This is a genomic window from Thermophilibacter provencensis, from assembly GCF_900128445.1.
Classification (GTDB): domain Bacteria; phylum Actinomycetota; class Coriobacteriia; order Coriobacteriales; family Atopobiaceae; genus Thermophilibacter; species Thermophilibacter provencensis.
Map to the genome: position 1 here is coordinate 1,636,067 of NZ_LT671417.1, position 15,727 is coordinate 1,651,793.

7 protein-coding genes and 2 pseudogenes are annotated in these 15,727 nt (G+C 65.2%); 7 read left to right on the forward strand and 2 right to left on the reverse strand.

The features are described from left to right. Positions 1–109: 109 nt before the first annotated feature. From BQ7391_RS07335 to BQ7391_RS12765, 5 genes are all read left to right on the forward strand, one after another. Positions 110–3,823 (forward strand): CotH kinase family protein, encoded by a 3,714-nt coding sequence (locus BQ7391_RS07335; RefSeq protein ID WP_075280006.1) that lies wholly within the window; start codon positions 110–112, stop codon positions 3,821–3,823. A gap of 312 nt (positions 3,824–4,135) precedes the next feature. Beyond that, positions 4,136–5,965 carry a glucosaminidase domain-containing protein gene (locus BQ7391_RS12490; protein WP_075280007.1) on the forward strand — a complete coding sequence of 610 codons (1,830 nt, stop codon included), beginning with the start codon at positions 4,136–4,138 and terminating at the stop codon, positions 5,963–5,965. Positions 5,966–6,005: 40 nt separating this feature from the next. After that, positions 6,006–8,534 (forward strand): N-acetylmuramoyl-L-alanine amidase, encoded by a 2,529-nt coding sequence (locus tag BQ7391_RS07345; protein ID WP_129583929.1) that lies wholly within the window; start codon positions 6,006–6,008, stop codon positions 8,532–8,534. A gap of 208 nt (positions 8,535–8,742) precedes the next feature. Beyond that, positions 8,743–10,605 (forward strand): glycosyltransferase, encoded by a 1,863-nt coding sequence (locus BQ7391_RS07350; RefSeq protein WP_075280009.1) that lies wholly within the window; start codon positions 8,743–8,745, stop codon positions 10,603–10,605. 108 nt (positions 10,606–10,713) lie between these two features. Next, entirely contained in the window at positions 10,714–11,172 is a 459-nt protein-coding gene (locus BQ7391_RS12765) for a leucine zipper domain-containing protein (protein WP_075280010.1), read from the forward strand. Here BQ7391_RS12765 and BQ7391_RS07360 read toward each other — a convergent pair. Both BQ7391_RS07360 and istB (BQ7391_RS07365) read right to left on the reverse strand, forming a co-directional pair. Next, positions 11,084–11,398 (reverse strand): annotated as a pseudogene (locus tag BQ7391_RS07360) (transposase); the annotation flags it as partial. The gene BQ7391_RS12765 and the pseudogene BQ7391_RS07360 overlap by 89 nt on opposite strands. A gap of 274 nt (positions 11,399–11,672) precedes the next feature. Further along, positions 11,673–12,413 (reverse strand): IS21-like element helper ATPase IstB, encoded by a 741-nt coding sequence (gene istB, locus BQ7391_RS07365; RefSeq protein WP_075280011.1) that lies wholly within the window; start codon positions 12,411–12,413, stop codon positions 11,673–11,675. 1,035 nt (positions 12,414–13,448) lie between these two features. Here istB (BQ7391_RS07365) and istA point away from each other — a divergent pair. Together istA and istB (BQ7391_RS07380) are read left to right on the forward strand one after the other, a co-directional pair. Beyond that, positions 13,449–14,564: pseudogene (gene istA, locus BQ7391_RS12770) on the forward strand (IS21 family transposase); the annotation flags it as partial. Between the two features lie 379 nt (positions 14,565–14,943). Further along, positions 14,944–15,708 carry an IS21-like element helper ATPase IstB gene (gene istB, locus BQ7391_RS07380; protein WP_075280013.1) on the forward strand — a complete coding sequence of 255 codons (765 nt, stop codon included), beginning with the start codon at positions 14,944–14,946 and terminating at the stop codon, positions 15,706–15,708. Positions 15,709–15,727: the final 19 nt, after the last annotated feature.

The following is a 15,727-nucleotide window of genomic DNA, read 5'->3' on the forward strand; positions in this document are numbered from 1 at the left end:
TCTTGATTGTCGAGGCGCGCCTCTGCGACCCTTGGTAGAATCGTTTGGCTGACCTTAAGGGAGAGCGCCTTTCTCCGGTGTTCTCACCCAAACCGACCATTGGAGTGTCATGAGAGCTCCCGAGAAGATCGCAGTAGCGGCGTCGCTTGCACTTGCCACCTCGCTCGCCTCGCAGATGGGCGCACCCTCTGTCGCTTCCGCCGAGGAGATCTGCCCGGACTGCGTCCAGGAGTCCACGGAGTGCGACTCCCTTGAGGAGGAGAGGGACATCCTAGAGGACCCGCTTCAGGACTCGGAGGGTGTGGGGCCTTGGGGCGAGGAGGGGCCCTCGGAGGACGGTTCCGAGGAGCCCGAGCTTGGGGATGACGTCACGAACGTTCCAGGCTCTGCCCTCGATGCGGGTGACGAGGGTGATGGCCTAGAGGGTGAGGGGGACGTCCCCTCGGGAGACTCCGTGCTCGTGGATGATGGCATCGAGGGGCCCGGCGAGGCCATCTCCGCTTCTGATGACGTAAAAGGCGAGGTTGCTAACGACTCCCTCCCTGAGACGCCCTCGAATGATTTCGGCGTGACTCAGGGTGATTCCCAGATGTCCGAGGCTTCTGAGGCCCATGATCAGGCCGAGGAGGAGAAGGTCACCCGTCCTGACGGCTGGTATCTCGACGAGGAGGGCTTCTGGCGCTGGAGCCAGGCAAACAAGGACCTGAGCGGCTGGCTCGTGACCGAGTACCTTCCCGGGCATAGCGCGGGATCGGGACTTCAGCGCTACTGGCTCGAGGACGGCAGGCTCGTCCACTTCGACGAGGTCTTCCAGGCTACCACGGACGGCGTGAGCGAGTGGTTCTATGCCACAAACCAGGGCTACGTATCGCGTGGCAAGCTGGTGGCCAAGAGGGCGGACGGGACCTACGTTTACCTCTCCGACAACGAGGGCCGCCTGGAGGACGCCGGATGGCTCGTCACCGGAAAGTACGACGGCGGCACCCTGCAGCGTTACTGGATAGACGCGGACGCCCGTGCCGCCGTGGTGGGCCAGTACTCGTCCGAGGGCGGCTACGGTCACGTGACGGGCGAACAGGGCCATACCGTCAGGGGCACCGCGACGGTTCAGGGCAGGCGCTACATCGCCGACAACGACGGCCGCCTGACGAGGAACACCTGGGTCGTGACGGGTGCCTTCGCGGGCGGTAACCTCGAGCGCTACTGGGCGGGCGAGACCGGTGCTTTTGTGGTTGACACGCTCGTCAACGCAGGTGGCGGCTACTTTGCCTATGCGACCTCCAGCGGCGCGGTGGTGAGGGGCTCTCACCGCGTGGGCAACCTCGTCTACCTTGCGGACAACGACGGCCGGCTCGCTCACTCCGGATGGGTCGTGACCGACGTCTACGGCCAGGGCCTCCAGCGCTATTGGATAGACCCCCAGAAGCACGCCGCGGTTATCGGCTATTCCAAGGCTGGGTATGGGCACTACACGCTTGAGACGGGATACGTGCTTCGCGGCAAGTACGACACGGGCCGCGGGCTCGTCTACGTTGCCGACAACGACGGCAGGCTCGCGGTCTCTCAGGCACCCGGTGCTGATGGCTCTGGATGGCTCATCACTGGCGTCTATGACGGCGGCGCCCTCCAGCGCTACTGGATTGACGGCAAGAGCGGCGCAGCTCGCTCCGGCCTCTTCAACGCTGCCGCGTCTGCCCACTATGGTCTTGCCGGTCAGGGTTACGTGCTCCGCAGCGCCCTGACGACGTCCTACGGATCCGTGTATGCGGACAACGACGGCGTGCTGAAGGAGAGCGGATGGCTCGTGACCGACGCCTTTGGCGCCGGGCTCCAGCGCTATTGGTTTGACGACTGCAGGATGGTCACCCACTCCCTCATCGATGCCAAGGAAGCCGGCTGGTGGGCCTATGCCCGTCCGGAGGGCTATGTGGTGCGCGGCAAGTACGTTGCCGGCGACGGCAGGGTCTATCTCGCCAACAACGACGGCAAGCTCGAGAACCCCGGCTGGCTGATTACCGGTGCCTATGACGGCGGCGGCCTCCAGCGCTACTACATCGATGGGGTCACGCGAGCGGCTAAGACCGGAGTCTTCCAGGTTGGGCCGGAGAGCTACCTGGGCCTCTCGGGCAGGGGGTACGTTCTGAGGGGCACCACGCGCCTTGGCGACCAGTACTATCGTGCGGATAACGACGGCATGCTCGTGCTCTCGTTCTTCTCATCCGTGGGGACGAGGGAGGGGGAAGCTGCTGCGAGCGTGGTCTCCACCTTCGTGGGGGACATGCCCTACCTCTTCCTCCCGTCCCATGCTGACATCAGCAAGGTGTCGCTCGGCTTCAGGCCGTTCGACGGAAGCGAGAGCATCCTGATCTCCTTTGGGGACAGCCCGTTCGTGGAGTACGAGAGCGGCGTCATCCTCGATCTGGGCTCCCTTGCCAAGGGTGCCAACGGCGCGCGCGTGGTGCGCTTCAAGACCTCCGCGGGCGCGCGCGAGCGCACCCTCTCCGTCATGATCTCCGCTAACGTGGGCTCCATGTATCTCATCAGCGACGACCCCATCAACGAGGGCAGGCCCTTCGTGGACGGCAGCCCGGACCACTCCACTAAGGCAAAGGGCACCATGCTCTACGTCCTGCCTGACGGGACGGTCGTCTACAACGGGGAGCTCACCCAGATCAAGGGCAGGGGCAACACCACGTGGGGCAACTCCGCCAAGAAGCCCTACCAGATCAAGCTCGACAAGAAGGCTGACCTCCTTGGCCTGGGCGATGACGAGAAGGCGAAGACCTGGGTGCTCCTTGCCAACGCCAATGACGCCACTCTCGTGCACAACACGCTCGCCTACCAGCTGGCGCAGATGCTCGGCCTCTCCGAGACCCCGCAGTCTGCCGCCATAGACCTCTACTACGACGGTGAGTACCGAGGCTCTTACCTGCTCTGCGAGAAGGTCGAGATCAACGGTGGACGCGTTGACATAGACAAGCTCGAGGATGCCATCGAGGAGGCCAACCCCGGGGTCGACCTTGGGGAGCTGCCCCTCTCCACGGGCAGCAACAAGTACGGAAACACTTTCCAGTACGTGGAGGGGATGAACAGCCCCGAGGACATCTCCGGAGGCTATCTCGTCGAGTTTGACGCCGCATATTACAGGACCGAGCGCTGCTGGTTCATGACCTCCGTCGGGGCATTCGTGGTGAAGGGCCCCGAGAACCTCTCGTATCAGCAGATGCGCTACATCAGCGAGTTTGTTCAGGCAGCCATCAACGCGACCGTCTCCGGGGAAGACGCGAGCAAGTACCTTGACGTTGACTCCTGCACGGCGGTCTGGGCGGTCAATGAGTTCTCCAAGAACATCGACTGGAGCGCCTCGTCCGCCTACTACTACCTTCCCTCCAGCTCCGACGAGACCCTCGACCATGTTCTCTACGCAGGTCCCATCTGGGACTTTGACGCGTCGTTTGGCATTCGGAATGATTTCCCCGAGGCGAGCGACCCCACGGGCGCGTGCTTCCCCAACAACCACTTGCCTGAGGTGTGGTTCACCAAGAACCCCGTCGTCTCAGACGAGGCAGATCGCGTGATTTCACAGGAACTCGCCTCCGCGGTCGAATGGGTGCTCGGAGACGGAGGGGAGGAGAGCGACTATCTCACCCTCGACCAGATGGTCGCTCAAGTCAGGGAGTCCCAGCATATGAACCAGGTTCTCTGGGGGCTCACCTCATTCGGCAATTGCCACGACCCCAGACCCACGTACGAGGAGAACGTCGCATACCTGCGCAGCTGGCTCGAGTCTCGCTTGGCATGGGTGAGGCAGTACTACAAGTAGGGTTCTTTGCCATCCGCGATTCTGGGACGGGGGTATCTATAGGATCTTGACACACAGCTCTGTTGTGGTTCTGTAGACAAGCGATCCTTCGAGGTCGGTCTCGTCCCTTCACCTAAACTTGAGAATTGGTGAAAGGCACAACGGACCTCAATCGAAAGGATGCCGTTCATGATCCTTAGGAGCTCGGTAGTATCAGGTCTTCGTACGGGTGCCGCCGCTTGCGCGTGCGCAGCCGCGCTTTCGCTTCCGGTTGCCGTTGCTCCCGCATTTGCGGATGGTGTTTCCTCTATTACCTCGGAACGAGCCGCGACTATGACGGGCTGGCATCTGGAGGGCGGCGAATACGTCTACTACCGCTCCGACGGAACAAGGGCAACCGACTGGCTCGTGGTCTCCGAACGCCCCGACGGCTCCCGGGGCGGCCTCGAGCGCTACTGGCTTAACCCCGATGGCACCCTCGCCAGGGGAGAGCTCGTTCACGCTGCCGATGGTAGCTATGGCTACGCAAAGCCTGACGGCACCATCGTGAGGGGAAAATGGACAGACCCCAGCACGGGCTATGTGTATCTTGCCAACAACGACGGTCAGCTGGAGAGAACCGGTTGGGTCGTCACGGGCTCCTATACTGGCGGTTACCTTGAGCGCTACTGGGTGGACCCCGTGAGTCACGCCTGCGAACCCGGTCCTTCGACCGAGGGCTGGGCGCACTACACTCTTTCGAACGGGGCCGTCCTCCGCGGAGCCGGATACAACTCCTCGAACGAGAAGATCTACGCCGACAACGACGGTCGCCTCTTCCAGTATGGCTGGCTCGTAACGGGCTCCTATACGTCCGGAGCGCTCGAGAGGTATTGGTTTGAGGACGGCCGCGCCGTGAGCAACACCCTCATCCCCGCCTCCAAGGCCGGTTGGCGTGCATACGCCAAGGACACAGGCGCCGTGGTGCGCGGCAAGTGGACGGACCCCTCTACGGGTTACGTCTACCTCGCCAACAACGACGGCAGACTCGAGAACGCCGGCTGGCTCGTCACTGGCGCTTATACGGGCGGAGCCTTGGAGCGCTATTGGGTTGATGGGGAGACCGGTGCCTGCGTCCCCGGACGCTCTTCCGCGGGATGGGACCACTACACCACCTCCTCCGGTCATGTCCTTCGCACTACTGCCGTTGTCGACGGCAAGCGGCTCGCTGCCAACAACGACGGGCGACTTACGACTGATGGCTGGGTTGTCACCAACAAGTGGGGACAGGGCCAGCAGCGCTACTGGCTCAGGGACGGGGAGGTCGTCTCCGGCGAGCTGATTTACACCGGCTCTACCTATGCCTACGCCAAAGACGACGGGACTATCCTGCGCGGTAAGCTCGCCATGGACGGCGTCATGCTCCTCGCGGACAACGACGGAAGGCTCGCCTGGGGCGAGGGATGGCTCATTACGGGGATGTATGATGGCGGTGGTCTCCAGCGCTACTATCTCGCTAAGTCCGCCTCGGGGGCGTATTGCGGTGCTCGTATCGGTAGCTTCTCCGTGGGAAGCTCGGAGTATTATGGGCGCGAGGACACCGGCTACGTTGTGCGCGGATCTTACGTCACGCCGGACGGCACCAAGCTCTTTGCGGACAACGACGGCGTGCTCGGTCACCGCATTATGGGCACCTCTCAGAACACCGTGGACCAGATGGTCCGCTACTACAACGCTCAGGGAAAGACCTACCCCTCTGCTGCCCTCGGAAGGGGAGGCGCGCCCGACATTCAGACGTTCTGCTCCATCATCTGCGAGGAGGCTGCCGCGGAGGGCGTAAGGGCAGAGATCGTCTTTACCCAGGCCATGCTCGAGACCGGCTGGCTCCAGTTCGGCGGGGACGTGAGCGTAGACCAGTTCAACTTCGCGGGGATCGGTGCTACGGGAGGCGGTGTTCCTGGCAACTCCTTCCCGGACGTCCGCACGGGAATCAGGGCTCAGGTCCAACACCTCAAGGCCTATGCGTCCACAGACCCTCTCAATAATGACTGTGTCGACCCGCGCTTTCACTACGTGACTCGAGGAAGCGCCCCAACCATGGAGCAGCTTGCGGGCAAGTGGGCTGCCAGCACGGGCTACGGGGAGGGACTGAGGAACATTCTCTCTGGGCTTTCACAGTATTAGAATGAGAAGCCGTCGGGCGAGGACGCCCGAAGGAGAAGGGATGAACGTGACTACAAGTAAACGATACATGGGGCCCGTGCTCCTCACCTCGGCTATCACCGGCGCCCTCAGCATGGGGTTTGTTGGCATTGCTCAGGCGAGTGAGTTGGGGGTAGGCAAGGCAGAGGCCGCCGTAAATGCCGGGCTCAACATACCCGTCGTCGCCTCTTCGGTTGACACCGTTCCTACTGCGTCCGACGTGATCAACGCAAACGTTCCGACGATCTCTGGCAACGGGACTGCGGTATCCACGGGTGGCGGACAGCAGACACCCGTCGCTGGGGGCAATCTTGGAGGCGCTCAGAGCAATGGCTTCGAGTCCGAGACCCTTGGCGAAGAGGACGTCGAGCCTGGTTCCTCCGAACCCGGGTCCGAGGTCCCCGGCGAGGAGGTTCCCGGATCCGAGACCACCGAGACCCCCGGCGAGGGGGGCTCCGAGGCCGGCGGAGCCGGGTCCGAGACCGAGGGCGAGGCCCCCGGCGACGGGGGCCCCGGGGCGGACGGCGCCGATGCCGGGACCCCCGGCGCGGAGGGCGCCGGGTCCGACGCCCCCGCGCAGACGGTGACCGAGGCGCCCTCGCTCTCCGCGTCAGTGGCCGCGACCTCCGAGCCCCAGGTTGGCGAGGCCGCGGAGAAGGAGCCCTACCCGGCGACCGGCTGGGTCGTGGAGGACCGCGGCGACGGCCTGCAGCGCTACTACGTGAGCGGCGGCGAGACGCTCAAGGGCCTCTTCGAGGCCGTCATCGACGGCGTCTCGAGCTGGTTCTACGGCCGCGAGGACCTCGGCGGCGCCGTCGTCCGCGGCAAGTGGGACAACGGGCGCGGGCGCGTCTACCTCGCCGACAACGACGGCCGCCTCGCCGAGGTCGCCTGCGGCTCCGGCTGGCTCGTGACCGACGCCTACGACGGCGAGCTGCAGCGCTACTACATCGACGGCGCCGCCCACGCCGCGGTCTCGGGCTACTTCTCCACCGACGCCTACGGCAGGCTCGGCTCCGAGGGCGCGCTCGACCGCGACCACTTCGGCCTCGGCGGCGAGGGCTACGTGCTGCGCGGCGCCGGCAGCGGGGTGCGCTCCGACAGGATCCTCGCCGACAACGACGGCCGCCTCGCCGAGGGCTGGGTCGTCACCGACGTCTTCGGCCAGGGCCTGCAGCGCTACTGGTTCGACTCCGAGGGCGTCATGGCCACGGGGAGGCTCGTGGGGGCTACCGAGGGCGACGCCTCGGGCTGGTACGCCTACGCCCTCTCCGACGGCAGGATCCTGCGCGGTGGCGCTACCGTTGAAGGCAATCGGTATTTGGCTGACAACGACGGTAGACTTTCTACCAACTGCTGGGTCATCACCGGCGCCTTCACCGGCGGGGCTCTGGAGCGTTACTACGCTGGAAGTGACGGCGCCTTCCTCAAGTCGGGTCTTTTCCGCGCCAGTGATGGAACGTGGGCCTACGCCAAGTCCGACACTTCTATCCTCAGGACCCGTCTCAAGGTTGGCGATCTTGTCTACCTTGCGGACAACGACGGCCGACTGGCTGGGCCCGGTTGGGTCCTCTCCGACAAGTATGGCCAGGGTCTCCAGCGATACTGGGTCGATTCCCAGGCTCACGCCGCAAAGGTTGGCTTCTTCGTAGCTAACGATGGTAAGACTTATTACACCACCGAGAATGGGTATGTTCTGAGGGGTGTCAAGAGCTTTGGCTCCTCTGCTGCGGGAAAGATTGTTCAGGTTGCGGACAACGATGGCAAGCTGATCGAGAACTTCGCCTCAAATGCCGGGTGGCTTGTTACCGGTGCCATGACGAACGGAACGCTTCAGCGTTACTACCTCGTTGATACTGACGGTCATCTCTTTGCTCGGGTCGACCTCTTCGAAGCTGATCTTGCCGGTAAGAAGAGCTCCTTCTACGGTAACGCGAGCACTGGCTATGTTTCACGCAACCAGGTTCTTTCAGTCAACGGAAAGACCTATCGAAGCGACAACGACGGTCGTCTCATTGTTGCTGCCGTTCGTGTTTACCTTGATTCCGGCCACGGTGCGAGCGGTTCGTTCGATCCGGGTTCCAGCGGCTCTGGTTATCAGGAGTACAAGCTCACCGAGGAGCTCGTCAACATGATCGCGAGCATCCTTCAGAACAAGTATGGCATTGAGGTCGTCAAGCACGGGAATACCAACTACAGCGACCGGCAGGATGAGGCTTCGGCCAACAACTGCGACTTCCTCGTGTCCATTCACTTCAACGCCGGTGGCGGAACGGGCTCTGAGAGCTACATTCACACCATCCACGCTGCCCCAGGTTCCGAGGAGCTTCAGGATATCATGCACAAGTATCTGGTCGAAGGCCTGGGCCTCGCCGATCGCGGCCAGAAGGAGGAGCAGTTTGCCGTAGTGGGTGGCAAGGTTCCGGGCGTCTTGCTCGAGGTCTGCTTCATCGACAACGCAAATGACATGGCGCAGTATCAGGCTCGCAAGCAGACGCTTGCGGAGAAGCTCGCTGCCGGAATCGCTGAGTTCGCTCAGAAGATCTCCTAACTGAACGAGGTTATTTATACGTGCAGGGCGGACGTTGGGTTGTTTCCCGGCGTCCGCTCGTCTTAAAAGAGTGAGCTCGCTCCTCGCTTCTAGTGGCTGCCCCGTTTCAAAATGGTTTACGATGGGGCAGAATCTCAAGATCATGAGATATGAGTACAGTTCCTTTGCCTGTCTTTCGCGGAGGTAATCCTTGGATAAAACAAAGATCATGAACGTTCTGCTGAGCGATGACCAGCAGTTTGTTCAGTCTCCCACGCTACTTTGTCGCTCTTCCGGTCGATGGTCCCCTTCATCTTCCATAGACGGCGCCTGGCGCTTTGCTGGACCCGCGACGCATGACTTCACCACCTTCTTCAACGCGCTTCCGGTGAGGAAGTGGAGGCGCTACACCGTCGCCGACTCCTTTGGGATTCACCTCGAGGTCAGGGGTGCGGCTTCGACCTATTCCCAGACCAGGGCGGACTCCTTCAGCAGGTACACGGACGTCGTTGAGGGCACCTCGCGCGAGCTTCCCGCCTCCGAGGCATGGCAGTCGTACGACTTTGACCTCGCGTATACCGACTACGACACCATCGTGTCGTTCATGATCTCCTGCGAGGGGGAGGTGGAGCTCAGGAACTGTTACTACTACGCCGAGGTCCCCGAGGGGTCCGTGCGCGACGTGGAGCTTGCCCTCTGCACCACCACGTTCAAGAAGGAGGAGTACATCCTCCGCAACATCGGGCTTATGCGCAAGGACGTCCTGGGCTCGGACAACGCCGTCGCCGGTCACTTCTGGGCCCATGTCGTGGACAACGGGAGGACGCTCGACGCCGAGGCCCTGTCCGACGAGCGCATCAAGGTGCACCCCAACGACAACGTTGGCGGCGCGGGCGGCTTTGCCCGCGGCATGATCGAGTCCATGGAGCAGGAGCCGAGGGCTACGCACGTCCTGCTCATGGACGACGACGTCGTCATATCCCCCGAGAGCATTGTCCGCACCTACAACCTGCTCGCTCTCGTGCGGGAAGAGTATGCCGATGCGTTCGTTGGCGGCTCGATGATGAGCCTTGACGAGCCGACCGACATGTACGAGCGCATGGGGTTCATGAGGTTCGACGGGGTCTGTGACAGGATGCACCCCACCATGCACATGGACGTGCTACATGACGTCGCCTCCGTGGACGACTTTGACGTGCCGAGCTACTTGCCCGGCTGCGCCGACCAGGAACAGCAGTACTTTGCCTGGTGGTACTGCGTCATCCCCATGACCCAGGTCGAGAGGCACGGCCTGCCACTGCCCATCTTCGTGCGCTACGACGACGTGGAGTACAGCCGTCGATGCAAGCCCAGGTTCATGAACATGATAGGCATCTGCGTCTGGCACAGCCCGTTCTTCATGCGCTACAGCGGGGCGTCCGAGCGCTATCAGACCACGCGCAACGCGCTCATCGCTCAGTATGCGAGCGACTTTGCGCCGCTCTCCGACTTTGTGGGCATGCTCTACCACTGGTTCTACATGGAGATTGCGAGGTTCAACTACGCTCACGCCGCACTGCTGATCAAGGGGATGGAGGACTTTCTCAAGGGTCCGGAGTGGATCATGCGACCGTTGGCACAGCAGGCGTTCATGGATGCCAACCGTGCCGCCGAGAAGATGCGTCCGGTCGAGGAGTTGGACGGGGAGCTGCGCGCGCTCGGCGTGAACCTCGACAAGCTCACAGACTGGATTATCTACCGTGACGCCCCGATGTCACCCAGGGAGCGCAGGCTCTCCGAGCTCACCTACAACGGGCATCGCGGGCCGAGGTCTTATATCGTTGAGGGGAAGGTTGCAGTAATCGACGCATTTGACTTTGAGCACGGTCTTGGCAAGCTCCCTCGGGCCGAGACCGTTGTCGCGATTGACATTCCCAACCGTCAGGCGTCCATCCGTCGGCGTAGCCGCACTCGTTTCAAGGAGCTTCACACGCGCTTCCACTCCCTCATCAAGGAGCTGCATGACCGCGAAGATGAGCTCAAAGAGGCGTACTCCAGCGCTTTGCCGCAGATGACGTCTTTCCCCTTCTGGAAGGAGTATCTGGGCATCTAACCCCTAGCTGTTCAGTGCCAAGACGTTGTTTACGCCCCGAGGGTGACAAATAGGGATGGCTGCCGCATGCTGTGAGTTGTTCAGGCTTGCAGCGAAGGGGGCCATCCCATGTCCCAACATCCTAACGCAAGGCTCACGCCGCGCGGCCGAGAGCTGCTGTGCAGCCGGGTCGCCGCCGGCGCGCGCGTCTCCGAGGCGGCGCGCCAGGCGGGCGTGAGCAGGCAGACCGCCTCGAAGTGGCTCGCCAGGGCCCGGCGGGGCGAGCCGATGTCCGACCGGCCGAGCAGGCCTCGCAGGCTCGCGAGGTCCACGCCGCTCGAGACCGAGGCGCGCGTCCTCGGGGCGCGCTCCTCGATGCTCCTGGCCCCGCTCGCCCTCGCCGCCGCGACGGGCGTGCCTGCCCGGACCTGCGCGAGGATCGTGGCGCGCTCCGGCTTGCCGCGGTACCGTCAAGATTCTTGCGCACTTTCAGACAGCCCTATAGGCCCGCCTCCCGGTGCGCCTCCTCCGGCAGCGTCACGTCCAGGTAGCGTCTCGAGCCCCACTCGCTCTCGGCGACGTACTTGAGCCTCTCGGTCACGAGCATGAGGGCGCTCCTCCCGTCCGGGAAGGTGCCCACCACGCGGGTGCGGCGGCGGCGGATCTCGCGGTTGAGGCGCTCGATGGCGTTGTTCGTGCGGATCCCCCGCCGGTGCTCGCGGGGGAACCTGGTGTAGGTCAGCGTCTCGGCGAAGCCCTCCCTGACCACCTTGGCGGCCTCCTTGAGCCTGAGCGACTCCAGCTCCCCGGCGACGGCGAGTAGTAACCCAATTTGGTAACGCCAGTCAGCTGGAATGGTACCGGCGGTCAGCAGCTGTGGTACCGGTGATCGGCTCGAGTGGCATCGCCCCTAGAATCCGTGGGGAGGGCGCCCGAATGGCGGGCGCCGCGACACGGAAAGGGGCTGGTGCCCATGTCCAAGAGAAAGAAGATCCTCCTGATGTGTCTGTGTCAACGATAATTTGCCCTGATTCACAATCCGTTTGGGACACCTTCACGACGGGGAAATCCCCAGCTTCACGATTCCGCTACGACGACCGCATCAGTGCGTGTCGGAGCCTGTAGCTCTCGCCCTCGAAGACGACGAGCTGCCCGTGGTGCGCGACCCGGTCGATGATCGCGGCCGCCATCTGGTCGTCGGTCAGCACCGCCCCCCACCTGGAGAAGTCCACGTTGGTCGTTATGGCCAGCGACCGCCTCTCGTAGCTCGCGTCGATCACCTGGAAGAGGAGGCGCGCGCCGTCCCGGTCGACCGGGACGTAGCCGAACTCGTCGAGCAGGATCAGGTCGGTCCCCTCCGGGGACCTCATGAGCTTTCTCGCCGTGCCGTCCCTCTTCGCCTCCGAGAGGAGCGTCACCAGCTCCGTCGTCGTGAAGTAGCGCACCCTCATTCCCATGGAGCACGCGACCGTCCCCATCGCGACGAGCATGTGCGTCTTCCCGGTCCCGACCGGGCCGAACAGGACGAGGTTCTGAGCCTTCCTCACGAACGCGCACGTCGTCACGTCCTCCCGGGACAGCCTGGGCGGCAGCCTCACTGCCGACCAGTCGTACCCCTCGAAGGTCTTCGGGACCGGGAAGTTCGCGCGCTCGGGCAGGCGCCTCCTCCTGTTCGAGTCGCGGAAGGCGAGCTCGGCCCCCGGCATCCTGGAGATCGCCCCCTTCTCGACGTCCGAGTAGTTCTCCACGACGTCGCCCATGGTGTGGTTGGAGAGCATCACGGCCCTCCCGCAGGCCCTGAGCCTGGCGTCCGAGGCGGAGTCCGCCATGCCACGACGCCTCCTTCCCGAGGAACGCGCGGTCGTACTCGGAGAGGTCCGGTCCCGGGTCGGGCCCGGAGACGCCGGAGAGCAGCCTCAGGGAGAGGACGCGGAGGTCGCTGCGGCCGAGGTCGCCGCCACGCCTCACGAGCTCGAGCATCGACTCGCCCGCGGCCTCGACCCCCTCCTCCCCGGCGACCTCCGAGAGCATCGTCACGCTCCTCGACAGCGACGCCCTGTCGAGCCCGTCCAGGTACTCGACCACCCCGGCGGGCAGCGCCGAGCGCACGCGGGACTCGCGCCAGGCCCCAGGCCGCCGGCCAAGGAGCCTGAGCTCCGCCACGGGGTCGACGTCGACCGTGACGCCCCCGCCGAACCTCCTGCGGCACCTGGCGACGAGCTCGCCCGTCCCCTGGCCGGCGATCGTCACCTCGTGGGCGCCGAGACCGACCGCGACGTCGGCGCCCGCGAGCTCGGGCCCGGCGCCGTAGGAGTGGGCGCCCACGGTGACCTCGCCCCGCTCGTCGCACGGTCTCACGAGCCAGGTCACGCGGGAGAACGGCCTGGAGGGCAGGAGGCGGAGGGCGGCGCGGTCCGACTCGAAGAGCTCGCCCCACGTGCCGTCCCTCCTCCAGTGCCCCCTCTCGCCGAAGCCGTCCGCCACCCCGAGGAGGGACTCGTCGTGCTCCCGCAGGTCGCCGACGCGGGGGACGGGGACGAATGCGTTGGAGCGCACGAAGGCGACCTTGCGCTCGACGTGACCCTTCTCGTGCCCCGCGTCGGGGTCGCGGAACCTCGCCTCGAAGCCGTAGTGGAGCCTGAACCTGCGGAAGAGCTCGGCCTCCCTCACCTCGTCGAGGACCCGGCGCCCCGCCCCGGTCGCGTTGTGTGTTTGATAGCCTCGAAGTTGCGGGTTTGAGCGTCGGACAGTTTCGGGTCTGAGCACGAAATTCTTTCGGCTTTGAGCATGGGCACGCCGACCATCCGCAATCGGCCCAACAATGTCGTTGCTTCGGTTTACGACGTGAGGAGGGCCAGAGAGGAATGATCGGCGTGGACAAGATAGAGGATATACGCAAGAGGGCCAGGGGCGGCGAGTCAATCGCCTCAATCGCGAGGGCGGTCGGCGCGTCGGAGCCGACGGTCAGGAAGTACGCCAGGATGGAGGACCTGTCGCCTGAGCCCCCGAGGCGGCGCGAGCCCGAGAGCGAGGTCCTCGCGCCATACGAGGAGACGATCGACTCCTGGCTCGACGACGACTGCAGGAACTGGCGCAAGCAGCGCCACACGGCGACGAGGGTCTACGTGAGGCTTCGCGACGAGGAGGGCTACACGGGCAGCCACCCCGCCGCGCGGCGCCACGCCAGGCGCCGCCGCGAGGAGATGGCCCGCGAGCGCGAGCGCAGGGACGCCGAGGGGTTCCTGACGCTGGGATGGCTGCCCGGCGAGGTCCAGGTCGACTTCGGCGAGGCGGACCTCGGGGTCCGCGGCGTGGTCACCAGGGGCGAGTACCTGACGGTCACCTTCCCGCACTCCAACGTCGGGCTCACCCAGGTCTTCTGGGGCGAGACGGCCGAGTGCGTCTGCCAGGGGCTCCTCAACGTCTTCGAGTTCGTCGGCGGCGTGCCCAGGAGGGCGGTCTTCGACAACGCCACCGAGGTCGGCAGGCGCGTCGGCGGGGAGGTGAGGACGTCCGAGCTCTTCCGCCGCTTCGCGGCCCACTACGGGCTCGACTACACCCTCGCCAACCCCTACTCGGGCAACGAGAAGGGCAACGTCGAGAACAAGGTCGGCTGCCACAGGAGGAACCTCTTCGTCCCCGTCCCGTCGTTCCACGACGTCCGCGCGCTCGACCGCAGGCTGCTCGAAGACTGCCTCGACCTGAGCGAGGGCAAGCGCCACTACAGGCTCGGCACGCCCGAGTCCGAGCTGTTCGGAGAGGACAGGGAGGCGCTCTCGCCGCTGCCGCCGGCTGCGTTCTCGTGCGTGAGGTGGGAGACCAGGAGGTGCAACAAGCAGGGCACGATCACGGTCGGCGGGGTGCACCGCTACTCGGCCGGCCCCGCCTACGCGCGCCGCGAGGTCGCCGTCGCGCTCGGCGCCTTCGACGTCGCGGTCTGCGACTGCGAGACCGGGGAGGTCGTCGCCGCCTACGAGCGCGAGTGGGGCGAGGCCCCGACCGACGGCTCGGACCCGACGCCGCGGCTGAGGCTCCTGTGCATGAGGCCCGCCGGATGGAGGGACTCGAGCGTGAGGGCGTCGCTGCCCGCCGAGCTCGTCGCCTTCCTCGACTCCGAGGCGCCCGCCGATCTCGCCGCCGACCTCAGGGTGCTGCGCGACGAGAGCGCGGAGCGCGGGTGGGGCGCCGCCGTGGAGGGGATGTCGCGCTCGCTCGCGTCGACCGGAGGCGTCGACCGCGCCTCGGTCGCCCTCTCGGCCGCCAGGGCCGCATCGGGAGACGAGCGCGTCGAGTACGACGAGGAGGTCGACCTGGGCGTCTGCGACGGGGCGCTGAGGCTGCTCGAGGGAGGCGGGCGGCATGCCGCAGACGAGCTCGGAGCGCGGGGCCGCCCAGGCGGCCTTCCGCGGCGCCGCGAGGGCCCTCTTCATATCCGGCGACACGATCGGCGCCTTCCTCGCCTCCGCGACGCCGGGCCAGGTGGCCGCGTGCACGGCGATGCTCGAGTCCGAGATCGCCCGCCGCGACAGGGCGAGGCGGGCGCGCCTGCTCAGGCAGGCGAGGTTCCCCGTTCCCAGGTCGGCCGGGGGCTTCGACCGGCCCGACGTCTCGTTCCCCGACGGCTGGGGCCGCGACGAGATGCTCTCGCTGGCGTTCGTGCGCGACGCGGAGGACCTGGTCTTCTACGGCCAGACGGGGCGCGGCAAGACCCACATGGCCACCGCCCTCGGGATCGCCGCGACCTCGGCGGGCTACCCCGTGAGGTTCTGGCGGACCGCGCAGCTGGTGCCGCGGCTCGGCAAGGCCAAGCGGGAGGGGACGCTCGACCGGCTGCTCGCCGACGTGGCCAAGGCGAGGCTCCTGGTCCCGGGCGAGTTCGGCTACGTGCCCTTCGACGTGGACGGGGCGAGGCTCCTGTACCAGGTCATATCGGACAGCTACGAGAGGAGGAGCGTGATATTCACCACCAACGTCGAGTCCGGCAGGTGGGGCACGGTCTTCGCCGACGACAAGCTCGCGGCGGCCATCGTCGACCGCGTGGTGCACCACGGCAGGCTCGTGGAGTTCGGAGGGCCCAGCCACAGGCTCGAGGAGTCCCTCATGCTGGGAAAGTCGGGAAGGTAGAGACGGCGGCGCGCCCGTG